Genomic DNA, 22,316 nt, shown 5'->3' with positions numbered 1-22,316 from the left:
TTGCAAAAGATGTCGATAATAAACATGTAACGTTTTATGATTTATTCAATATTTGGATCGTTGATTGTCTAGACTGCTTTTGCAGACTTATCCACCATTTGAGAGGAAAAGACATGAAAAAGCTGATTGCCATGATGATTGCGGGCGTGTTCGCCACTTCCGCCTTTGCGGCTACGCATAGCGCCGCGCCGGGATCGACGATGGGCAGCGAGAGCAAGCAGGACGCAAAAGCCTCCAAGGACGCGGCCAAGGCGGATGAAAAGGCCGCCAAGGCGGAAGCCAAGGCTGACAAGGAAAAGGCCAAGGCCGATGCGAAGGCTGACAAGAAGAAAGCCGATGCGAAGGCCGACAGGGCCAAGGCTGGTGCGGAAGCGAAAGCGGACAAGGCCGAGGCCAAGGCCGACAGCGCGAAATAAGACCACTGGCGGTGCGGCGGTTGCCCATGCGGACATGCCTTGTGAAGAGCGTTGGCCAGCAAACCGGCTGACCGATGCCGCTGCCGCGGTTGGCAATCCGTACCCGCGGCGCCAGTATTAAATCGTTGCAAATCCGGTTTGGCGCGGGCCTATGCCGCTATAATCCGCGTGCCGGTCCATTACTCCATTGCAAGACACGCATGACGACCAGCAGTACTACAGGACAGAATTAAGAGGATTGGTCGAATCGATGAGGCAGTGGGTCACTTCCGGAGCAGCGGCGCAGCTGGCGCTGATCGCATCCTTCTTTTCCCTTTCGATCTCCAAGCCGGCATTCTTTCTATGCCTGCTTGCCGCGATCATTCTCTTCGGGGCAAGCAATCACTTTCCCGCCGCCTGGCGCGACATGAGAATGCTCCCCTGGATGCCGCCGGCGCTGGTGCTGGCGGCGCTGCCCCTGCTGTCGGTGTTCATCCATGGTTATTCCGACCATGCCGAACTGAACCTGAGCTATTACTGGGCGGCCGCATTCCTTGTCTACCTCGCCGCCGGCAGGCTGCCGGTCAGGCCTTGGATGTGGGCGTTTGTGCTGGGCGTCTTCACTGTCTTCTGCTACGTGCAGATCTTCTTTCCGGGCCGGGTGGAGTTTGCAAGGGGGTTGGCGGCGCTCGGCAACTACATCCTGTATTCCCAATTTCTCGCCATCGGCGTGGTGCTGCTTTCCATCCTTTACCGGCATGAGGAGCGGCGTTCGCTCAAGCTGGTCTGCCTCGCGGGCATGGCGCTGCTCTTCTATGGACTCGTGTCGGGAGACGGCCGCAGCGGGCTGGTGTCCCTGCTGATCCTGCTGCCCGTTGTGGTCGGCAATCTGTTCGTGCGCAGCAATCGCCGGATGATCCTGATCGGCTGCCTGATCGGCGTGACGCTGGTGGTCATGTCGCCGCGCGTGCAGAAGCGTATCGATGCGGGACTCAATGACATCAGGCTGATGCAGCAGAATCAGCACAACACCTCGCTCGGCTATCGCTATGACATGTGGCGTACCGCGCTCGACGTCATTGTCGAATATCCGGTGCTGGGTGCCGGTCCGGGCGGTTTCGGCAAGGCCTGGAACCGCCGCCATCTCACCCCGGAAGCCGTCCACTTCGTCGAACCGCACAATGCCTTCCTGTTCTATGCCGCGAGTTACGGCCTGGTGGGACTGGCTGCCTTGCTCTGGCTGTACGCGGCGATGCTGTGGACCGGCTGGCGCTGCCGGCATTCGATGGAAGGCAGCATCGTATTCGCCTTCGCGGTCATCTGCGTGATGGGGAGTCTGACCAACACCATGTTCATGGGCGCGGTCAGCCTTGCATGGATGATGCTGTTTACCGGCTTGCAGGGCAGCCTGCAGGCGGCCTTTCCGAGACCGCTTGCGCACGCCAAGGAAGCCGCCGCATGAGTGCGCCGCTGAAGGTGCTGTTCATCAGTCCGACGGTGGCCTGCTACATCGGCGGCACCGAGACCGTGGTCAGCCAGCTGGCCGAGCGGATCAAGGGCAGGGCGGAACTCACCGTGCTCAGCGCGGTACCGGAAGACGGCGCCCGCCTGCTCATCGATGCCGCCGGCTTCGAACTGATCACCCTGCCTTTCCTCGGACGCGACAGCCGCGGCAACCGCCTGCTGAGCAAGCTGCTGATGACCAGCCGCTTCAAGATTGAAAGCTTCAGTTTCTTCCGCTCCCTGGCGCGCAGCGGTGTCGACCTGGCGCGTTTCGACGTGATCGCCACCTTCTACGAGGCCGATGCCTATCTGCTGGAAAAGCGCTATCCGGCGCTGCGCGAACGCTTCCGTCACCTGTTGCCGGGCGTGTCGATGCGGCGCTTCTTCAAGCGGGTACCCGCGCGCGACGTGTTCTTCTTCGGGTATCGGGCCGCGCCGCGCGCCGAGCGCAAGTGGGGCGTGAAGGTGCAGTCGCTGCCGCTGGGCGTTGACGAGCGCTTCTTCCCGGCAGCGGCGCCCGCCTGGCCGGAGGAAAGACGGCTGGTGTTCGTCGGCCGCCTCGACAAGAGCAAGCATGCGGACTGGCTGGCGCAGTTCTTCGCGGCCAGCGGACTGGCGCAGCAGGGTTACCGGCTCGACATCATCGGCGACGGCCCGCTGCTGGAGAGCCTGCGGGCCGCCCATGGCCCCGATTCCGGCATCCGCCTGCACGGCCGCAAGCGCCAGGAAGAGGTGATCGGCCTGCTGCACGGGGCTTTCCTGCTGCTGCATCCGACCGACCTGGAAAGCTTCGGCCTGACCATCCTCGAGGGCATGGCGGCCGGGGTGCCGGTCATCACGCATGAACTCGACAGCGTGAAGGTCTGGGCCGGAAATCATCCGCGCTATGCCGCGCATCTGGACGAGGCGGCATGGCTGGCGGAGATCCGGCGCTTCGAGGAGAGGGACTACTGGGAGCGGGTCAGTGCGGAAGGGATGGCGTTTGCGCGCGGGCTGACCTGGGCGGGGATTGCGGAACAGGTGCTGGGGATTTTGCGGCGCGGACGGGGTTGATTGCCTGCCTGTCAGGCAGGATCCGAAGCGTGGTGCCAGCGCTGCCTTCATCCCGCCCGCGGGAGAAGGGTATTGTCATGCGCCTGCGCATTTGAGCGCCTCGGGCTTCCCGATCAACCAAAGACCACGTCGATCCGGTCTTCCGCCTTGGGATGGCTGTCCATCCCGATATCGGCCTGCGTCACGCCGGTCCGCATGCGTTCCTCGACCCGCAGGCGGTTTTCCGATTCGGTGGCGCGGGTATTCTCGCGATGCCAGAGGTGAAACACTTCCGTCGAAAACGCGCCGCCCTTGCGCCGCACGCCGAAGCGCGCCAGCCGCAGCACCAGGTCGGCGTCTTCATGCCCCCAGCCGACGAAGCTTTCGTCGAAGCCATTGACGGCCGTATAGTCGTCACGCCAGATGGCGAGATTGCAGCTCTTGATGCGGTTCCACTTGACGGCGCGGTAATGCCGCATCGGTGTGTCGGGAAACTGCAGCAGCGGCACGATCTTGTTGGTCTTGCCGGCCAGCCGCTGCTTCAGCCAGTAGGCCAGCCCGTAGCGGTGCACCGGGACCGCGGATGGGGCCGAGAGCAGTTCCCTGGTGAATTGTTCCGACAGCAGCACCCGGCTGCCCGACACCATGAAGCCGCGCTCGGCCAGCAGGCGGTGGCGCTCGATGTAGTTCGGCCGCGGGACGCAGTCGCCATCGAGAAAGACCAGGTACTCGCCCTTGCCCGCGAACACGCCGAGATTGCGCGCCGCCGACGCGCGGAAGCCGGTATCCGGCTGCCAGGCATGGACCAGGCGTTTCGCACCGGGCGCATGCGGCATGCCGGCGAAAGCGGCCAGCGCATCGCGCGTCGGCTGCTGCGAACCGTCATCGGCGATGATGATTTCGAAATTGGCATCGGTCTGGTCGAGCAGGGCGCGCACTACCGCTGCTAGCGCGTCGGGTCGGTTGTAGGTGGTGACAATGACCGAAATCAGCATATTGAGGAATTGGCAAGGGGCTGGCAACTGCAGTGTCGGGCAGTGCCGGCGGCATGCCGTTGCGCGGGTTGATCAAGGCCGGGAGTATACCCGAGCCACGGCTTCTGAAAGATGTTGCCCGACGGCGCATCCTCTATAATCGAGCACCTACGCCCGGTTCCCAGCCGGGTTTCCTTTTATTCATGCAATTCCAGGCCCGCCGCGCCAAAGTTTGCCGCGCGGTACGGCCGCAAGCAGCGAGCTGATATCTATGACTTTGCCCCCGAACCTGGTACGGATTTTTCGCATGGTGGGTCCGTTCAAGGGGCGCCTGTTTCTCGCCTTCATCGGCATGATCTTCACGGCGGCCACCGAACCGGCCTTTCCCGCCGTGATGAAGGTGCTGCTCGACAAGGGCTTCGTCGGCAAGCCGACCTTCGAACTGTGGCTGGTGCCGGTCGCTGTGATCGGCATCTTCGTCGTGCGCGGCATCTCGACCTTCGCCACCAGCTACCTGATGACCTGGATCACCACGCAGCTGCTGAGCATCCTGCGCGCCCAGATGTTCGCGCGCATGCTCGACGTGCCGGCGAGCTACTACACCACCAACTCCATGGGCAAGATCATCAATTCGATGATGTTCGAGGTGCAGCAGATCGTCGACATGATCCGCAACGTGCTGACTTCCGCCATCCGCGATGTGCTGACCGTGATCGGCCTCATGGGATTCCTGATCTGGCTGAACTGGCGGCTGACCATCGTCGCGCTGATCCTGCTGCCGCTGACCGCAATCGTGGTGCGCATGACCGGCAAGCGCCTGCGCCGCCTCAACCGCGAGTACCAGGAAGTCAACAATGAACTGACCCAGGTGATCGAGGAAACCACCCGCGCCAACCTGGTGATCAAGATCTTCGGCGGCACCAGGTACGAGCGCGATCGTTTCGAAAGCCGCGCCGCCAAGCTGCGCCGCTATTCGATGCGCATGGCCAGCACCTATGCCGCGACCGTGCCGATCACGCAGGTGATGGCGGCCTGCGCGGTGGCGGTGGTGATCGTGATCGCGCTGATCCAGTCGAGCCAGAACCAGACCACCGTCGGCGGCTTCGTCTCCTTCATCACCGCGATGCTGATGCTGCTCACGCCCCTGAAGCGCGTCGCCGAAGTCAACGGCCCGCTGCAGCGCGGCCTGGCGGCGGCGGATGCGGTGTTCAACCTGATCGATTCCGTGCCCGAGCGCACCGACGGCAAGACGCTCGCCGGCCGCGCGAAGGGCAGGCTGGACTTCGTCGATGTCAGCTTCCGCTATCCCGGCCAGACCCAGATGGCGCTGAACCATATCAACCTCAGCATCCACCCCGGCGAGACGGTGGCTTTCGTCGGCATGTCGGGCGGCGGCAAGTCGACGCTGGTCAACCTGGTGCCGGAATTCCATCAGGTCACGTCGGGCGAGATCCGTCTCGACGGCGAGCCGATCGGCAACATCTCGCTGCACAGCCTGCGGGCGCAGATGGCCATGGTCAGCCAGAACGTGGTGCTGTTCGACGACACGGTGGCGGCCAACATCGCCTACGGCGACGCCAGCCCGGACCGTGCACGGGTCGAAGCCGCGGTGCGCGCCGCCCATCTGAGCGACGTCGTCGCCCGCCTGCCGCAAGGCCTCGACACCCTGATCGGCGACAACGGCAGCCGCCTGTCGGGCGGCCAGCGCCAGCGCCTGGCGATTGCGCGCGCGGTCTACAAGGATGCGCCCATCCTGATCCTCGACGAAGCCACCTCGGCGCTCGACACCGAATCCGAACGCGCGGTGCAGGCCGCGCTGGACGAGCTGATGCGGGACCGCACCACGCTCGTCATCGCCCACCGCCTGTCCACCATCGAGCGCGCGGACCGCATCGTCGTGCTGTCCGGCGGAGAGATCGTCGAAAGCGGCACCCATGCCCAGCTGCTCGAAGCCAACGGCGTGTATGCCAACCTGCATCATCTTCAATTCACCAAGGAGAACGTCGCATGAGCCAAGCCAACCAAGCCATCTCCCGCTTTCCCGTTCCCGAGATCAAGGACCTGCCCGAGGATATCCGCACAGCGATTCTCGCCGTGCAGGAAAAGGCCGGCTTCGTGCCGAACGTGTTCCTCACGCTGGCGCACCGGCCGGCGGAATTCCGCGCCTTCTTCGCCTATCACGATGCGCTGATGATCAAGGAAACCGGCAGCCTGACCAAGGCCGACCGCGAGATGATCGTCACCACCACCAGCGCGAAGAACAATTGCCTGTACTGCGTGGTTGCGCATGGCGCCTTGCTGCGCATCTATGCCAAGCAGCCGCTGGTGGCCGATCAGGTGGCGGTCAATCATCTGAAGGCCGACATCACGCCGCGCCAGAAAGCCATGCTGGACTTCGCGGTGAAGGTCTGCCTCGATTCGCAAAGCGTCGGCGACGAGGACTATGCGGTGCTGCGCGGCCATGGCTTCGATGATGAAGACATCTGGGACATCACCGCCATCACCGCGTTCTTCGGCCTGTCCAATCGCCTCGCCAACGTGATCGGCATGCGTCCGAACGAGGAATTCTTCCTGATGGGCCGCGTGCCGCGCCAATGACGGTCCCGCAATGACGGTTCCTGTTACAGGCGTGGCGCGCACGCTCATCATTTCCCCCAACTGGATCGGCGATGCGGTGATGGCCCAGCCCTTGCTGAAGCTGCTGCACGACCGCCATCCGGAGCGGCCCATCGATGTGGTGGCGCCGAAATGGGTGGCGCCGGTATGGCGCGCGATGCGCGAGGTCGATACCGTGCTGGAAGCGCCGTTCCGCCACGGCGCGCTGCAATTGCGGGAGCGCCGCGAGTTTGCGCGCATGCTCAAGCAGCGGGGTTATGCCGATGCCTATGTGCTGCCCAATACCCTGAAGTTCGCCTTGATTCCCTGGCTGGCCGGGATTCCGAAGCGGGTCGGCTACAAGGGCGAGATGCGTTACGGCCTGCTCAACGTCATCCATCATGACAATCGCGCTGCGCCGCGGCCTATGGTCTCGTTCTATGCGGCATTGGCCGATGCGCCGCGTGCCGCCGTGCCGCCGCCGTCCGCATTGCCGCGGCCGAGCCTGGGCGTATCGGATGAACGCAGGCAGGAAGTGATGGCCCGCGTCGGCCTGGAGGCGGCACGGCCGCTGGTGCTGTTTGCGCCAGGCGCGGAATTCGGATCGGCCAAGCGCTGGCCGACCTCGCATTTCGCCGAGCTGGCGAAGATGCTGCAAGCGCAGCGGCCCGGCGTGCAGATTGCGCTGATGGGCTCCGGCAAGGACAGGGAAGTCTGCGAGGAGATCGTCGGGCTTGCGCCCGGCGTGCTCAACCTGGCCGGCGTCACGGCGCTGGATGAAGCGGTGGCGCTGATCGCCGGGGCGAGCGTCATGGTCAGCAATGACTCCGGGCTGCTGCATATCGCCTCCGCGCTCAACCGGCCCATCGTCGCGATCTACGGTCCGACCGATCCGAATCATGCGCCGCCGTTTTCGGATGTGGCGACATCGATCTATCTGGCCCTGGAATGCGCGCCGTGCAGGCAGCGGGAATGTCCGCTGGGGCATCATCGCTGCATGCGGGGGATCAGTGCGGAAATGGTTTGGGAACCGGTGGGGAAGGTGCTGGTGAATCCCGGTTAATCGGGGTTGATGCCGGCGCATCTGTCGTTATGCACGAAGGGTAAGGTTCAAAACGCCGATGTCCCGTCATCCTTCTTCCTTGCCGGACGATCTGCTCCGATTTGCACGCGAGATGCGGGCCGGCATGACCGATACCGAGGCGCTGATGTGGAAGCTGCTGCGCAATCGGCGGATGGCGGATGCGAAGTTTCGCAGGCAGCATCCGATGGGAAGGTTCATTCTGGATTTCTTTTGCGTCGAGAAGATGCTGGCTGTTGAATTGGATGGCGGGCAGCATGCGGATGCGGTGGAATACGATCACGCGAGGGATGCATGGCTACGGCAAAGGGGTGTGCGGGTTTTGCGGTTCTGGAACAATCAGGTGCTGATTGAAACTGAAGCGGTGATGGAGGTGATTCATGCAGCGTTGATGGAGGGAGGCTGTTCCGACTGACGCCCTCACCCCCGGCCCCTCTCCCGCCTGCGGGAGAGGGGAGTAATGAACCGCAGCGCATGGAACCCTCTCCCGCGGGCGGGAGAGGGGCAGGGGTGAGGAGGATGGCCAAGACATCCTCCCTCAACCCTCAACCCTCAACCCTCAACCCTCAACCCTCAACCCTCAACCCTCAACCCTCAACCCTCAACCCTCAACCCTCAACCCTCAACCCTCCCTAACCACTCCCCCAAACACCACTCCCGCGCAAGGATTCCCTCCGATCCCGTAAGCCAGCTCCCCCGGCCGCTCCACATCCCACAGCGCAAAATCCGCCGTCTTACCCACCGACAGCGTCCCGATCTCCCCGCCCAGCCCCAGCGCCGCCGCCGCATTGCGCGTCACGCCAAGCAGCGCTTCCAGCGGCGTCATCCGGAACAGGGTGCAAGCCATGTTCATCGCCAGCAGCAGCGAGGTCAGCGGCGATGTCCCCGGATTGCAGTCGGTGGATACCGCGATCGGCACGCCGGCGTCGCGCAATGCGTCAATCGGCGGCAGCTTTGTTTCACGCAGAAAGTAGAACGCGCCCGGCAGCAGCACCGCCACCGTGCCGGCAGCTGCCATTGCCGCAATCCCTTCCGGCGACAGATATTCCAGGTGATCGGCGGACAATCCGCGATAGCGTGCCGTCAATGCCGCGCCGCCCTGATCGGACAATTGTTCCGCATGCAGCTTCACCGGCAAGCCATACCGCTGCGCCACTTCGAACACCCGTTCCGTCTGCGCCGCGGAAAAGCCGATCCTTTCGCAGAAGGCATCGACCGCATCCACCAGGCCTTCTCCCGCCAATGCCGGCAGCATGACGTCGCAGACTTCATCGATATACGCGTCAGCCTTCCCCGCATAGTCGGGCGGCAGCGCATGCGCGCCGAGAAACGTCGTCCTCACCCGCACCGGCAGCCGCTCGCCGATACGCCGCGCCACCCGCAGCATCTTGCGCTCGGTCTCCAGATCGAGGCCGTAACCGGACTTGATCTCCAGCGTGGTCACGCCCTCGGCCAGCAGGCTGCGCACCCGGCGCAGGCTCGCCTGCATCAGCGCATCCTCGCTCGCCGTTCGCGTGGCGCGCACGGTGGACATGATGCCGCCGCCGCTGCGCGAGATCTCTTCATAGGTGGCGCCGTTGAGGCGGGCCTCGAACTCTGCGCTGCGGTTGCCGCCGTACACGATATGCGTATGGCAGTCGATCAGTCCCGGCGTCAGCAGGCGGCCCTGGCCGTCATGCTCGATCGCGGCGCGGGCGCCTGCGGGCAGTGCGGATCTCGGCCCAAGCCAGGCGATGCGGCCGTTGCGCACGGCGATCGCGGCATCGCGGATTTCGCCGTAGCCTTGGGTTTCGGACAGGGTGGCCAGGTGCACATGGGTCCACAGCGCATCCCATTGCGGTTCGGATTCAGTTGTTGTCGACATTGCGTTTTTGTAGGAGGCGCACGATGTACAGCATGGCAGCCGCCGCGGCTGACAGGTCGATGTGCTCGCCGTCGCCGGCATCGATGAGTACCGATTCGCCTTCGCCGATATCGGCTTCGCGTCCCGCCAGGGTCCGGCACTGCACGGCATCGCCGCGCGCGTTGAGTAGGAAAACCAGATCGGCCTGCATGTCGCATCGCAGGCTGCCGCTGAACTGCAGCTTTTCCAGCGTATGCGTCCAGCAGGCGCGCCGGGTAATGACATTCAGGTCCCTGATCGGGCCGGCGAGCAGCGCGGCATGCACCTGCTGTTCGCCGCGAAAGGCCAGCGGCCTGTTGTCGGGCGTCAGGATGGTGGCATGCAGGCTGTCCAGTTCCAGCGTCAGGCCGTTGCCTTCCAGTATCGCCAGCGAGCGGTCGAAGCCGGCGAACAGGGAAAACGGCCCGGCGCTGCCGATCTCGGCGCTGCTGACCCGCCATTCGAAATTGCTCAGGTCCGCGCCTTCCGGCGCGATCGCCAGCTGCAGGGTGCTGCCGCCGCCGTTTTTCCACGGCATGGATACATAGTCGTCGCGGGTGAATTTGCGCATGGTTTCCTCATGTTCCGGCGCGCTCCGCAAGCCTTGCCAGCAGGCGGGCGGCAATCCTGGCTGTGCGTTGATCGATGTCCCGGCCGGGGTTGAGTTCCGCGATATCGGCCAGGCGCAGCTTGCCGCTGACTGCGATCATGTCCGCAATCGGTTCGACAACTTCCAATGGTACGCCACGCGCCGCCGGCGCGCTGACGCCGGGCGCCACGCCCGCAGGCAGCACATCGAGGCAGATGGTGAAATAGACATGGTCCACTTCCGACAGGAAGGCATCGACCTGGGCGCGCACCGCATCGATGCGAGCCGCGCCCATCTCTTCATCCAGCATCCAGCGCACGTCCAGCTGCCGCGCGCGCTGGAACAGGGCTTCGGTATTGGCGAACTCGCTGACGCCGAGGCAGCAATAACGGAAAGGCCAGCCGCGCGCCGCGCAGTCTTCGGCGATCTGCCGGAACGGCGTGCCGGAACTGGCGCGCTCGGCCATGCGCAGATCGAAATGCGCATCCAGGTTGATGACGCCGATGCGCGGCGCCGTTTCCCTGTTCGCAAGGTGCCGCGCCAGTCCGCCGAAGGAGCCGAAGGCGATCTCATGCCCGCCGCCCATGGCCAGCGGCAGGTAGCCGGCATCGAGCAGGGCGGCGATCCGCTGCGACAATTCCTGCTGCGCATCTTCCAGCGCATCGTCGATGCAGGCAACGTCGCCGGCATCGACGATTGCCGTGCAACGACGCACCGGCATGTTGCCGAGCATGGCGCGGATTGCCGCCGGTCCTTCGCTGGCGCCGGTGCGGCCATGATTGCGCGCCACCCCCGCATCGCAGGCGAAGCCGATAAAGGCAACGCCCTTGCCTTTATCGTTGCCGATGGCATCGTCGTCCAGCGCCTGCATGATCTGGTGCCAGCGCCGGCCTGCCGCGCCTTCGGCTTCATCGATGCGGCCCTGCCAGCGGTTCATCTCGGCTTTGCGGTACATGAGGCTTCCTCGTTCATCTCAGTTCGAATACAGCGGCAGGAACAGGTCGTGGCAGCCGGCGCTCAGGTCGCCGCGCAGCACCATCTGCCTTGCCGCTTCGATGTCGGGCGCGAACAGGCGGTCCTTGTCATAGAAGGGCACGCGCTGGCGCAGGCGCTGGTGCACCTCGGCCAGCAGCGGCGACGTCGCCAGCGGGCGGTGGAAGTCAACGCCCTGCGCCGCGGCCAGCGCCTCGATGGCGACGATGGTGGCGGTGTTGTCCGCCATTTCGTTCAGGCGGCGTCCGGCGAAGGTGGCCATGCTGACATGGTCTTCCTGGTTGGCCGACGTCGGCAGGCTGTCGACGCTGGCCGGGTGGGCGAGCGACTTGTTTTCCGAGGCCAGCGCGGCGGCGGTCACATGGGCGATCATGAAGCCGGAATTGAGGCCGGAGGACGCCACCAGGAAGGGCGGCAGGCCGGACAGCGTGGCATCGATCAGGAGCGCGATGCGGCGCTCTGACAGTGCGCCGATTTCGGCGATGGCCAATGCCAGCGAATCGGCGGCGAAGGCCACCGGCTCGGCGTGGAAATTGCCGCCGGAGATGACGTCGCCTTCTTGCGCATAGACCAGCGGATTGTCGGTGACCGCATTGGCTTCGATGAGCAGCGTGCGCGCCGCGTTGCCGATCACGTCGAGGCAGGCACCCATCACCTGCGGCTGGCAGCGCAGGCTGTAGGGGTCTTGCACGCGTTCGTCGTTTTCCAGGTGAGAGCGGCGGATCTCGCTGCCCTGCAGCAGGGTGCGGTAGATCTGCGCCACCGCGATCTGGCCGGGCTGGCCGCGCACCACATGCACGCGCGGATCGAACGGGGCGTCGCTGCCCTTGGCGGCGTCGACCGACAGCGCGCCCGATACGGTGGCCGCTTCCAGCATGCGTTCGGCGAGGAACAGCCCGTTGAGGGCGAAGGCGGTCGAGACCTGGGTGCCGTTGATCAGGGCCAGGCCTTCCTTGGCGGCCAGGGTGACCGGGGCGATGCCGGCTTTTTCGAGCGCTTCCCTTGCCGGGACGATGCGGCCGTCGACGCGCACGTCGCCTTCGCCCATCAGGGCCAGCGTCATGTGCGACAGCGGGGCGAGGTCGCCGGAAGCGCCGACGGAGCCCTTGCTGGGGATGCAGGGCATGATGCCGGCGTTGTAATGCGCGATCATGGTGTCGATCACCGATGCGCGGATGCCGGAATAGCCGCGCGACAGGCTGCCGATCTTGGTGGCCATGATGAGGCGGGCAACGTTGTCGGCGATCAGTTCGCCGCTGCCAACCGAGTGCGACAGGATCAGGTTGCGCTGCAGTTCCTCCAGCTGGTCGTTGGGGATGTGGGTCTTGGCGAGCTTGCCGAAGCCGGTGTTGATGCCGTAGGCGGGGGCGCCTTTTTCCACGATTTTCTGGATGGTGGCGGCGGAGGTGTTGATGGCCTGGTAAGCGTCTTTGCTCAGTTGCAGGGTGACTGTGCCGCGCCAGATATGGCGGAGGTCGGTGAGGGTTAATTTCCCTGGATTGATTGTAAGAGTGTTCATGTTAGTGGCTCTTTCTCATGCTGTGTTCGGTTCGCTCTTCGGCGATGCGGTGCGATGGTTTCTTCGGACGACCTTGCCGGGACTGGCCCCGGCGGGCCACTTACTTTTCTTGCTTCGCCAAGAAAAGTAAGCAAAAGAAGGCGACCCCGTTGCCGGCGCCCCTTCGGGGTTCCCAAAAGAGCGCTGCGCAAAGCGGGAAGCGCAGAAACTCGCCTGCGGCTCAGACATCTGCGCTTCTGATCCGCTTTACGCAGCGCTCTTTTGGCGTCGGCAAAGGGGGGAACTGCACAGCCTCTTTGGTTTGCCCTGGTCTGTCTTTTTTTGTTCTTTTCCTGTTTGCTGATTGCTTATTTCACCATCGGCAGGTTCAGTCCATTGCGCTTCGCGCATGCTACCGCCGTTTCATAGCCTGCGTCGGCATGGCGCATGACGCCGGAGCCGCTGTCGTTGACCAGCACTCTGGCCAGGCGCTTCGCCGCCGCTTCCGTGCCGTCGGCGACGATGACCATGCCGGCGTGCTGGGAGTAGCCCATGCCGACGCCGCCGCCGTGGTGCAGCGATACCCATGTGGCGCCGCCGGCGGTGTTGAGCAGGGCGTTGAGCAGGGGCCAGTCGGAGACGGCGTCGGTGCCGTCCTTCATGCTTTCCGTCTCGCGGTTCGGACTGGCGACGGAGCCGGTGTCGAGGTGGTCGCGGCCGATGACGACCGGGGCCTTGAGTTCGCCGTTCCTGACCATTTCATTGAAGGCCAGGCCGGCGATGTGGCGCTCGCCCAGGCCGAGCCAGCAGATGCGGGCGGGCAGGCCCTGGAAGGCGATGCGTTCGCGAGCCATGTCCAGCCAGTGGTGCACGTGCTTGTTGTTGGGGAACAGTTCCTTGATCTTGGCGTCGGTCTTGTAGATGTCCTCGGGATCGCCCGACAGTGCGGCCCAGCGGAACGGGCCCTTGCCTTCGCAGAACAGCGGACGGATATAGGCCGGCACGAAACCCGGGAAGTCGAAGGCGTTTTCGACGCCGGTGTCTTTCGCCACCTGGCGGATGTTGTTGCCGTAATCCACGGTCGGAATGCCCATCGCGTGGAAGTCCAGCATCGCCTGCACATGCACCGCGCAGGATTTCGCGGCTTCGGCGGTGAGGCGGGCATGCTGGCCGTGATCCTGCTGCGCGGCCTTCCATTGCGCCACGCTCCAGCCGAGCGGCAGGTAGCCGTTGATCAGGTCGTGCGCCGAAGTCTGGTCGGTGACGAGGTCGGGCTTCATGCCGCCGGCCCTGGCCCGCTTGACGAGTTCGGGCAGGATTTCGGCGGCATTGCCGAGCAGGCCGATGGAGACGGCTTCCTTGCGCTCGCAATGGTGCTTGATCAGGGCGAGCGCTTCATCAATGTCCTTGGCCTGCTTGTCGAGATAGCGGGTGCGCAGGCGGAAGTCGATACTGCTTTGCTGGCATTCGATGTTCAGCGACACCGCGCCGGCCAGCGTCGCCGCCAGCGGCTGCGCGCCGCCCATGCCGCCGAGGCCGGCGGTGAGGATCCAGCGCCCGGACCAGTCGCCGTTGTAATGCTGGCGGCCGGCTTCGACGAAGGTTTCATAAGTGCCCTGCACGATGCCCTGGCTGCCGATGTAGATCCAGCTGCCGGCGGTCATCTGGCCGTACATGAACAGGCCCTTGCGGTCGAGTTCGTTGAAGTGTTCCCAGTTGCCCCATTTCGGCACCAGGTTGGAGTTGGCGATCAGTACGCGCGGCGCGTCGGCATGGGTGCGGAATACGCCCACCGGCTTGCCGGATTGCACCAGCAGGGTTTCGTCATCTTCCAGTTTGCGCAGGCTATCCAGGATCTGGTCGAAGCATTCCCAGTTGCGGGCGGCACGGCCGATGCCGCCGTAGACCACGAGGTGCTTCGGGTTTTCCGCGACTTCCGGATCGAGGTTGTTCTGCAGCATGCGGTAGGCGGCTTCGGTCAGCCAGCTTTTGCAGGATTTTTCACTGCCGCGCGGCGCGCGGATGACGCGGCTGGCATCCCAGCGGGGGTCGGCGGCGAGTTCGACATTGTCGGTGACGGTGTTCATGGGTTCTCCTCCTTGGCGACGATGAATGAATTGGGCCGGGGAAGTTGCCCGACCGGAGCATACTGTGAAGCCAGTTTAAGTTGTATAGACAACTTATGCAAGAAAATCTTGAGTTGACAATACAAGTCATTCCCCTAGAATCGGGCTGCAAGGTCGTTGCAGCAAAAAAGGAGAACAATGTGAAAGCGGACATGGAAGAGGGCGGCAACGCGGAGCGCACGCCCGCCTTCCTGCATATCAAGAATTACCTGCTGGGCGAAATCCAGGCCGGCCAGTGGAAGGAGGGCGACGCCATACCTTCCGAGCAGGCGCTGGCGAAGCAGTTCGGCGTCTCGCGCATGACGGTCAACCGGGCGGTGCGCGAACTGACCGACGAGCAGATCCTGACGCGGGTGCAGGGTTCAGGGACTTACGTGGCTCAGCACAAGTACCAGTCGACGCTGGTGGAAATCAAGAGCATCGCCGACGAGGTGCGCATGCGCGGCCATGTGCATCGAAGCGAACTGCATCTGCTGGAGCGCAGCAAGGCTTCCGAACTGCTGGCGCATCCGTTCGGCCTCAAGCCGGGGCATCCGCTGTTTCATTCCGTCATCGTGCATTTCGAGAACGATATTCCGATCCAGGTCGAGGACCGCTGGGTCAATCCTGAAGTGGCGCCGGATTACATGCTGCAGGATTTTTCGGTCATCACGCCGAATGAATACCTGATGGCGGCCGCGCCGCTGCAGGGGGTTAATTACAGCATCGAAGCGCTGCATCCGCCGCGCGAGATTGCGGAGATGCTGCAGATTCACAAGGACAAGGAAGCTTGCCTGGTGCTCAAGCGGCGCACCTTGTCGCAGGGGCAGGTGGCGTCGGTGGTGACGATGTGGCATCCGGGGAGCCGGTATCAGTTTGCCGGAAGCTTTTGAGGTGGAAAAGACCTCATCTGAAAATAAGCGTAAGAAGGGAGCCTCTCTCCCGCAAACGGGAGAGAGGCAGGGGTGAGGGGAATCGCACAACTTACCAAGTGCCTGTCACCCGCTAAATCCCGATCTTTGCTGCGAGTTCCGCACTCCGGCTGCACCTGCGGACTCCCAAGGTGCTTATGCTTGTTTGAACCCTCTGTGCTCTTCGTCGAAGCTTGCCGGGGCTGGCCCCGGCGGGCCACCGACTTCCTTGTGTCGGCAAAGAAGTCGGGAAAGAAGTCGGCAAGAAAGCGACCCCGTTGCCGCCCCCCTGCGGGGTTCCCCAAAGAGCGATGCGTAAAGCGGGAAGCGCGGAAACTCACCTGCGGCTCAGACAGTCCGCGCTTCCTGTCCGCTTAACGCATCGCTCTTTTGGCAGCGGCAAAAGGGGGAATTCAACAGCCTCTCTTCTCTGACTTGACCGGTGTGGCTCCCTTCTCCCGCAAGTGGGACGCAGGTAGAGGCGGCTCGGGCAGCCAGGGACCCTGGTAGGTTTCAGATTCCAGCCTGGCATGGGGCAGGCGGTCGAGGCAGAGCCGGGTGACCGCCGTTACCAGCCAGGCTCCGGCGCTGCGGATGTTCGCGCCGGCGTTGTAACAGCTCAGCGCCCCGGCAGGCTGAGGATCTGGCTGCCCGTCCAGGTCTGGCCCGGCGCCAGCGTGACCGGCGTGATGACGCAGGCGGCTTCGACGCAGAGCATGTGCAGCCAGTCCTGGTCCGGGAAGTCTGGCAGGGCAGCGGCCTTGACCGGTCCCGGATTCCACACCACCGTGTCTTCGAAGCCATACTGCTCGATCTGCAGCGAAGGCTGCCCGCCTTCCAGCAGCATCAGCTTTTTCGGCGGCGACATGTAGACCCGGTCGAGCTCGGCGGAGATGGTTACCGCGGCCTCCTGCTGCACCACTTCCACATTCTCCGCGGTCGCGTCCTGGTAGCGCACCTGCTGCAAGCCATGCAATTCCACCTGGGCGATGTCGTCCACGCGGAAATAGGTATGCAGCGCCGCGGTGAACGGAAATGCGGTGTCGCCGCGATTGGTGGCCGTCAGCGTGATAACGAGGCGGCCGGCGTCGAGCACCACGCCGACCTCGGCATGAAAGCCGTGCGGCCACATCTGGCGCGTCTGGTCGTCATCCTCGATGAAGAAGGTGGCCACCGAGGGGGATTGCGCCGACGGCGCGGCCGTGACCTGCCACGGCAGGCTGCGCACGAAGCCGTGCTTGACCAGGGGGCCGCGGCCGGAAAACTGGGGGAAGCAGACCGGCACGCCGCCGCGTATCGCCGCCGCAGGCACGGTCTCGTCGGCACGGGTCATGCCGCCGGTGCTTGCCGACAGGTACATGCGTTCCCTGCCGTCAGCCGTCTTCCATGAAACGACCTGCGCGCCCTGGCGGGTGACGAATGCCGATTCGCCCTGGGCATTCGTCAGGCTCAGGCCGGGCAGCGCCTGGAATTCCTCGCTGAAAATGTCGGCGGACCTGGCCGCGGCCGTGGTTGCCGGCATGCCGAGATCGATGCCGCCGAGGTCGGTCACTTCGCGCAGGTTCACTGCATGGCCGACGAAGGGGCTGCGGTCCTCCCAGCCATTGTCGCGCGCCGGCACCTGCCAGTAACCTTGCTCGTCATGCACGATCCAGAAATGGGGTTGCTGGGTGTATTCGTAAATCTTGGTCATGCTGATCCTTGATGTGATGGAGCGCAATGCGGGCCGGTATCAGAGCACCTGCCGGGTCACGGCGACCTTGATGATGTAGGCGAAGATGAGCAGCGCGGTCACGAAGGCGGCAATGCGCACGCCCTTGCTCTTTCCTCGCTTGAGCGCGATGGTGCCGATCACGATGTAGGCCACCAGCGCAAAGACCTTCGCCGTCAGCCAGGACTGGACGAAGGGATACTGCGCGCTCCACACCACCAACACCAGCGCGCTGGCCAGCAGCAGGGTATCAACGATATGCGGCGCAATCCGGAAAAAGCCGCGCTGCAGCGCCGCCGAGTCGGCCAGCATCAGGAGGCCGCGCACGAAGAACAGGATGCCGCTCAGCGCGACGAAAGTCAGGTGGAGATGCTTGACGGCGAGATAGCTCATGGATGGTTGGCGTGGTTGGTAAAGAGGGATGGGCGGTATCCGCAGGACGTTAACCCAGGTTCGTGAAGATGGGCAATGCGATCACGCAAACGGATCGGCAAACGGATCGAATTCGCCTTCGGCCGGCATTTTAGCAATGCAATGGAAGCGCGGCATCGAACCTGGTTATTCACAGTTGTCTTTCCTGAATTCAACGGATTGAACATCTGATATTCCTACAGTGAAATTCATGTGGGGAATATCTGATATCTAAACTTGGAATTGGAATTATATCTGTTCCGTACCTACACTCTATCCGTAACAGACATTTTTGAGAGGAATACACCATGTCTACCGCAACATTCACATCCACCCAGACCGCTGGCCTGAGCTATACCGAGAACCTCGGCCGCGCCGCCCGTGCCTTCCTGCAAGCCCTGCTGGCCGTCACACCGGAAGCCAAGCCGGCCGCAGCAGTACAAGAAAAGCGCGACGTCGCATCGATCGCCCAACTGTATCGCCTGGCACGCAGCTACGATTCGATCCAGCCGAACCTGGCGCAGGAACTGCGCGCAATCGCTGCACGCAACTAACAAGCCATTGAAACAAGCAGTAGAGCAATAGCGTAGTAGATCAGGCAATACGCCCGGGCCAGGGCAGTAGAAAGCAGCATGTCGGAAGCAAGGCGCAAGTCCCGCAACGGGGCTTGACAGGAGACCGCCTTACTTTCCGCAGATTTCCGTCCGTATCCCGGTAGTCAGCAAGAGGGCGGATTCTTCAAATTTCAGAGCCGGCCAAATGCTGATGTTGGCTTGCCGCGCTCAGCAATCTTCGCAATCTCAGCAATTCCCGCTCGATTCCCGATACGTATCCAGTGACGCCGAGGTGAAGCATTCATCCCTGGCATTTTCCTGCCCCTAGATTCCCGCTTCAATCAAGCGAAACCTGGGCAGCTGCCTGCCATTCACATCGACGTGCTCAAAAAACATGTCGGCGTTCCGGTGCACCAGCTGCGGCCAGTCGGTCTCATACAGGGGCCGGTAAACCACGCAGATCTCGTTGGTTTCGGTGTTGCGCGACAGACCGAGCACGAAATACCGCTTGCCTTTGTAATGCTCGTAGACACCCGGCGTGATTGTCATTCTGCTCATGCGGCGCTCACTTCGGCCACAGGATCATCTGGGTACAGCGAAAGGTCGCGATCAGCTTGCCGGTATCGCGGTGCGTGACCAGCGCATCCCAGACCTGGGTGTTGCGGCCGAGATGCACCGCCTTGGCTTCGCAGGCCACCACGCCTTCGCGCGCGGTGCCGAGGAAGTTGCTTTTGAGTTCAATGGTGGTGAAATTGACCGCGCCCTGGGGCAGGTTGGCGACGCAGGCATAGCCGCAGGCCGTGTCCGCAAGCGTGATGATGCTGCCTGCATGCAGATAGCCATTCGGCGCGAGGTGCGATTGCTGCACCGTGATCTGCGCCTGCAGCGTGCCTTCGCCCAGTCCTGTCACTTCGATGCCGAGCAGGCCGGGCAGGTAACCGGTGCCGATGCGGTTGTAATGGGCGAGATCCTTCGAGTTTTCCATGGCGTGTCCTGTCGTTTTGCTCTTGTGTTCCTGAATCGAGTTCGAAGCGGGGCTGCGCAGCCCATGCCACCTATGCTGCCTTGAGCACCAGCTGGTGCACGGTGCGTGTCAATGCATCCAGATCGACATCGCTGGCGAGTTCCGCAAATTCCTTCTGGACATTCGTCCACAGCGGTTCCGCTTCACTGATGCGTTTTTCGCCTTCGCCGGTGATGGTCCATAGCCGCTCGCGCCGGTCCTCGCCAGGGGTGGCCCTGATCCAGCCGCTGTCGCTGATGATCTTGAGCGTGCGCGTCAGCGTGGTGCTGTCCATGGCCAGCAACTCCGCCATCGCGCCGGTGGTCAGGCCGGGATAGGTACTCAGCAGGCGCAGGATGCCGAATTGCGTGATCTTCAACCCCGACGGCTTGAGCGCCTGATCGTACATTTGCGTCACGACGCGCGACGCCTGGCGTAGAGAGCCGCAGTAACAGGGCAAGCGTAAGGGTTTCACGAGGCTGGTCCGGGTAGCGGTAGACGCGACGAATATAAATGCATGTACATGTATTGTCAAACCGGCTTGATTCGTGTGAACCGGACAATGTGAACAAATATGCATTGAACTTCATGCATGTGCTGAACTTCCAACAGGTTTTGTCCAACATGGGAGCAGAACACATGAATCAAACATCCTCGCAGTATGATCCCGATCCGTCGGCCTGGTCCGATGCGCCTGCATCGATGCCCGCTTCGGATTCCGATGCATTCATTGCGGCGAATCCGGGCACGTCGCGGCGCATGACCTGGCTGCTCGCAGCCGGCGCCGCGCTTGCCGCGGCCGCGCTGGTGGTGCGGCAGAAGACGCATCAGGCTGAACTCGAGAATCCGCCGATCGGTGAATTTCTCCACATCGACGGCGTCCGCCTGCATTACCTGGAGCGAGGCCAGGGCCAGCCGGTCGTCTTCCTGCATGGCGACGGCACCATGATCCAGGATTTCGAGACCAGCGGGCTGATTGATCTGGCGGCGCGCAACTATCGTGTCATCGTGTTCGACCGTCCGGGTTACGGCTACAGCGAAAGGCCGCGCAGCACCATCTGGACGCCGCAGGCGCAGGCCCGGCTGCTGCATCGTGCCCTGCTGCATCTCGGAATCGAAAATCCCATCATCGTCGGACATTCCTGGGGCACCCAGGTCGCCGTATCGATGGCGCTTGACCAGCCCGACTATGTGAAGAGCCTGGTGCTGCTGTCCGGCTACTACTATCCGACCGTCCGGGTGGATGTGGCCTTGGCCTCGCAGCCGGCCATCCCGGTGATAGGCGACCTGATGCGCTATACCGTCTCGCCGCTGGCCAGCCGCGTCATCTGGCCTGCCGTACTGCGCAGAATCTTCGGCCCGGCTCCGGTGCCGGCGCGATTCGAGAATGAGTATCCGGTGTGGATGACGCTGCGGCCGTCACAGCTGCGGGCAGCGGCTGCCGAGGCGGCAATGATGATCCCAGCGGCCTACGGATTGCGCGAGCGTTACCATGAACTGACCATGCCGGTCGTCATCATGGCCGGCGCCGATGACAAGCATGTCACGACGCGCCTGCAGTCCGAACGCCTGCACGGGGAACTGCCGCACAGCACCCTGCATGTCACCGCGGGTGCCGGACATATGCTGCATCATCTGGCGCAGGAAGAAATCATGGCCGGCATCGATCATGCCGCCAGTGCGGTGGGCGCGGAATTGCGCAGCGCCGAGGCGCATGTACTGCCAGTCTCGACGCAACTCAATTAATCCGGTTTAGGACCTGTTCACACTTCATTCGCTGACTTCATAGCGGTTGCGGCCAGCCTGCTTGGCCGCATACAGCGCCTGGTCCGCACGCCGGACCAGCTGGACCCAATCCTGCTCCCCTTGCGCCGGCGTCATGCTGGCCAGTCCGATGCTGATGCTGACATTGCGGCCGATGGAAAAGCGATGGGCCGCAACCGTGCGCACCAGGCGCTCCGCCACCGTTCTTGCGGCCGCCTCGTCGAGGCCGGGGAAGACCAGGCAGAATTCCTCGCCGCCGTAACGCCCGATCAGGTCCACGCTGCGGCAGGTCTCCTTGAGCAGGCGCGCCATGTCAATGATGGCGCGGTCTCCCGCTTCATGTCCAAGCGTGTCGTTGATCTGCTTGAAATGATCGACATCGGCCAGCGCCACGGTGATGGGAGTGCGCATGCGCTGCGCCAGTCGCAGTTCGCGCTCGCCGCCGGCGACAAGCGCGCGGCGGTTGAGCAGGCCTGTCAGTTCATCATGCGTGGCGAGGTGATGCTTGTCGGCGATAACGCGCTCGAAATACAGCAGCAACAGGCCATTGCAGAACAGCAGGGTGCCCGCGATCGGAACGAAATAGATCAGGATGACCGCCAGCGGATTGCCGGAACTGGGCAGCAGCTCGGACATGTTGACCGTGGTGGCGATGACCCTGCCGCTGTAACTGACGGCAAGCAGCAGCAGCGAGCCGAACGTCAGCTTGCGCGCAAAGGTGGAACGCGAACCCGGCCCGGTCCACATCTCATACAGATTGACCAGCAGCAGGGCAAGGATGAAGACGGCCGACAGCAGCGCCCGCTGGCCGACGCCGGCATTGCGGACCAGCAGCAGGATGAACAGCCCTATGAAGAGCAGCCACAATATCCATCCTGTCCTGGCCTGCTTTTTTTGAAAGAATGCGCGTATGCCGCACCATTGCAGCACCAGTCCGAGGATGAGCGCGCTGTTGCCGACGACGAGGATCACCGGCCGCGGCGCACCCGCATTGAGCACCACCGTCATGACGCCAATGGCGAAGGACACCCCTGAAAGGGCCCAGAAACGCGTGCAGGTTTCCGTTGGCGCGGCATAGAAAATGCCGGCCATCACCAGCGAAACGCAAAGCTGCACGACGATCAGCGCGGTGCCGGCGGTTAAGACATCCATGGCTTTCCAATCATTGCGGAGCCGGCGTCGTCCATCGATCGTTCCGTCCGCAATCTTTTGTATCGGCATATCTTAGCCGATGGCAATATTGGTTCTACCTGGAAATTTCAACGGGCTTGGTGCAAGCACTGCAAACCGTCGGGCGGCAACAACGGCCGCGGCC

General features: G+C 63.2%; 22 protein-coding genes. 10 read left to right on the top strand and 12 right to left on the bottom strand.

What is annotated here, in order from left to right; genetic code table 11:
- The first annotated feature begins 113 nt into the window (after positions 1 to 113).
- The 3 genes from FH061_RS22290 to FH061_RS22280 all read left to right on the top strand — a co-directional run bounded on the left by FH061_RS22290 (position 114) and on the right by FH061_RS22280 (position 2,951).
- Entirely contained in the window at positions 114 to 416 is a 303-nt protein-coding gene (locus FH061_RS22290; RefSeq protein ID WP_151638036.1) for a hypothetical protein, read from the top strand.
- Between the two features lie 238 nt (positions 417 to 654).
- On the top strand, positions 655 to 1,857 hold the full coding sequence (locus tag FH061_RS22285) for an O-antigen ligase family protein (RefSeq protein ID WP_151638035.1): 1,203 nt from the start codon (positions 655 to 657) through the stop codon (positions 1,855 to 1,857).
- Positions 1,854 to 2,951: a glycosyltransferase family 4 protein gene (locus FH061_RS22280; protein ID WP_192805201.1), complete on the top strand. Its 1,098-nt coding sequence runs from the start codon at positions 1,854 to 1,856 to the stop codon at positions 2,949 to 2,951. The genes FH061_RS22285 and FH061_RS22280 overlap by 4 nt, the downstream gene beginning before the upstream one ends.
- A gap of 113 nt (positions 2,952 to 3,064) precedes the next feature.
- Here FH061_RS22280 and FH061_RS22275 read toward each other — a convergent pair whose 3' ends face one another.
- Entirely contained in the window at positions 3,065 to 3,925 is an 861-nt protein-coding gene (locus tag FH061_RS22275; RefSeq protein WP_151638033.1) for a glycosyltransferase family 2 protein, read from the bottom strand.
- Between the two features lie 250 nt (positions 3,926 to 4,175).
- Between FH061_RS22275 and msbA the strand changes: the two genes are divergently transcribed.
- The 4 genes from msbA to FH061_RS22255 all read left to right on the top strand — a co-directional run bounded on the left by msbA (position 4,176) and on the right by FH061_RS22255 (position 7,995).
- A complete protein-coding gene (msbA, locus tag FH061_RS22270) occupies positions 4,176 to 5,915 on the top strand; it encodes a lipid A export permease/ATP-binding protein MsbA (RefSeq protein WP_151638032.1) in 1,740 nt (579 codons plus the stop codon).
- The gene (locus FH061_RS22265) at positions 5,912 to 6,502 is read left to right on the top strand and encodes a peroxidase-related enzyme (RefSeq protein ID WP_151638031.1); all 591 of its coding nucleotides are present in this window, start codon (positions 5,912 to 5,914) and stop codon (positions 6,500 to 6,502) included. Before msbA ends, FH061_RS22265 begins: the two co-directional genes overlap by 4 nt.
- Positions 6,503 to 6,512: 10 nt before the next feature.
- The gene (gene waaF / locus FH061_RS22260; protein WP_404822495.1) at positions 6,513 to 7,562 is read left to right on the top strand and encodes a lipopolysaccharide heptosyltransferase II; all 1,050 of its coding nucleotides are present in this window, start codon (positions 6,513 to 6,515) and stop codon (positions 7,560 to 7,562) included.
- A gap of 124 nt (positions 7,563 to 7,686) precedes the next feature.
- Complete coding sequence (locus FH061_RS22255; RefSeq protein WP_404822494.1) at positions 7,687 to 7,995, top strand: endonuclease domain-containing protein; 309 nt, start codon at positions 7,687 to 7,689, stop codon at positions 7,993 to 7,995.
- Between the two features lie 207 nt (positions 7,996 to 8,202).
- On the opposite strand, the gene hutI is transcribed toward FH061_RS22255, so the two are convergent.
- The 5 genes from hutI to hutU all read right to left on the bottom strand — a co-directional run bounded on the left by hutI (position 8,203) and on the right by hutU (position 14,629).
- Positions 8,203 to 9,444, bottom strand: coding sequence for an imidazolonepropionase (gene hutI, locus FH061_RS22245; RefSeq protein ID WP_151638030.1), 1,242 nt, complete (start codon positions 9,442 to 9,444; stop codon positions 8,203 to 8,205).
- Positions 9,428 to 10,033: a HutD/Ves family protein gene (locus tag FH061_RS22240; protein WP_151638029.1), complete on the bottom strand. Its 606-nt coding sequence runs from the start codon at positions 10,031 to 10,033 to the stop codon at positions 9,428 to 9,430. Before FH061_RS22240 ends, hutI begins: the two co-directional genes overlap by 17 nt.
- A gap of 7 nt (positions 10,034 to 10,040) precedes the next feature.
- Positions 10,041 to 11,006 carry a formimidoylglutamase gene (gene hutG / locus FH061_RS22235; protein ID WP_151638028.1) on the bottom strand — a complete coding sequence of 322 codons (966 nt, stop codon included), beginning with the start codon at positions 11,004 to 11,006 and terminating at the stop codon, positions 10,041 to 10,043.
- Positions 11,007 to 11,024: 18 nt separating this feature from the next.
- A complete protein-coding gene (gene hutH, locus FH061_RS22230; RefSeq protein ID WP_151638027.1) occupies positions 11,025 to 12,563 on the bottom strand; it encodes a histidine ammonia-lyase in 1,539 nt (512 codons plus the stop codon).
- Between the two features lie 347 nt (positions 12,564 to 12,910).
- Complete coding sequence (hutU, locus tag FH061_RS22225) at positions 12,911 to 14,629, bottom strand: urocanate hydratase (protein ID WP_151638026.1); 1,719 nt, start codon at positions 14,627 to 14,629, stop codon at positions 12,911 to 12,913.
- 191 nt (positions 14,630 to 14,820) lie between these two features.
- Between hutU and hutC the strand changes: the two genes are divergently transcribed.
- The gene (gene hutC / locus FH061_RS22220; protein ID WP_151638051.1) at positions 14,821 to 15,540 is read left to right on the top strand and encodes a histidine utilization repressor; all 720 of its coding nucleotides are present in this window, start codon (positions 14,821 to 14,823) and stop codon (positions 15,538 to 15,540) included.
- A gap of 637 nt (positions 15,541 to 16,177) precedes the next feature.
- On the opposite strand, the gene FH061_RS22210 is transcribed toward hutC, so the two are convergent.
- Together FH061_RS22210 and FH061_RS22205 are read right to left on the bottom strand one after the other, a co-directional pair.
- Entirely contained in the window at positions 16,178 to 17,251 is a 1,074-nt protein-coding gene (locus FH061_RS22210; RefSeq protein ID WP_151638025.1) for a D-hexose-6-phosphate mutarotase, read from the bottom strand.
- 39 nt (positions 17,252 to 17,290) lie between these two features.
- Positions 17,291 to 17,662, bottom strand: a complete 372-nt coding sequence (locus FH061_RS22205) for a SirB2 family protein (RefSeq protein WP_151638024.1) — start codon at positions 17,660 to 17,662, stop codon at positions 17,291 to 17,293.
- 326 nt (positions 17,663 to 17,988) lie between these two features.
- On the opposite strand from FH061_RS22205, the gene FH061_RS22200 reads away from it, so the two are divergent.
- Positions 17,989 to 18,234, top strand: coding sequence for a hypothetical protein (locus FH061_RS22200; protein ID WP_151638023.1), 246 nt, complete (start codon positions 17,989 to 17,991; stop codon positions 18,232 to 18,234).
- 324 nt (positions 18,235 to 18,558) lie between these two features.
- Here FH061_RS22200 and FH061_RS22195 read toward each other — a convergent pair whose 3' ends face one another.
- From FH061_RS22195 to FH061_RS22185, 3 genes are all read right to left on the bottom strand, one after another.
- A complete protein-coding gene (locus FH061_RS22195) occupies positions 18,559 to 18,792 on the bottom strand; it encodes a DUF1653 domain-containing protein (RefSeq protein ID WP_225984809.1) in 234 nt (77 codons plus the stop codon).
- 7 nt (positions 18,793 to 18,799) lie between these two features.
- Positions 18,800 to 19,219, bottom strand: a complete 420-nt coding sequence (locus FH061_RS22190) for a PaaI family thioesterase (RefSeq protein ID WP_151638022.1) — start codon at positions 19,217 to 19,219, stop codon at positions 18,800 to 18,802.
- Positions 19,220 to 19,289: 70 nt separating this feature from the next.
- The gene (locus FH061_RS22185; RefSeq protein ID WP_225984812.1) at positions 19,290 to 19,646 is read right to left on the bottom strand and encodes a MarR family winged helix-turn-helix transcriptional regulator; all 357 of its coding nucleotides are present in this window, start codon (positions 19,644 to 19,646) and stop codon (positions 19,290 to 19,292) included.
- Between the two features lie 230 nt (positions 19,647 to 19,876).
- On the opposite strand from FH061_RS22185, the gene FH061_RS22180 reads away from it, so the two are divergent.
- Complete coding sequence (locus tag FH061_RS22180) at positions 19,877 to 20,983, top strand: alpha/beta fold hydrolase (RefSeq protein WP_225984808.1); 1,107 nt, start codon at positions 19,877 to 19,879, stop codon at positions 20,981 to 20,983.
- A 24-nt stretch (positions 20,984 to 21,007) separates the two neighbouring features.
- Here FH061_RS22180 and FH061_RS22175 read toward each other — a convergent pair whose 3' ends face one another.
- Entirely contained in the window at positions 21,008 to 22,153 is a 1,146-nt protein-coding gene (locus FH061_RS22175) for a GGDEF domain-containing protein (RefSeq protein ID WP_192805198.1), read from the bottom strand.
- Between the last annotated feature and the right edge of the window lie 163 nt (positions 22,154 to 22,316).

Source organism: Noviherbaspirillum aerium (assembly GCF_008929045.1).
GTDB classification, from domain to species: Bacteria; Pseudomonadota; Gammaproteobacteria; order Burkholderiales; family Burkholderiaceae_D; genus Noviherbaspirillum; species Noviherbaspirillum aerium.
The sequence above is the reverse complement of the archived record's forward strand: the minus strand, read 5'-3'. Positions and strand labels throughout refer to the sequence as shown.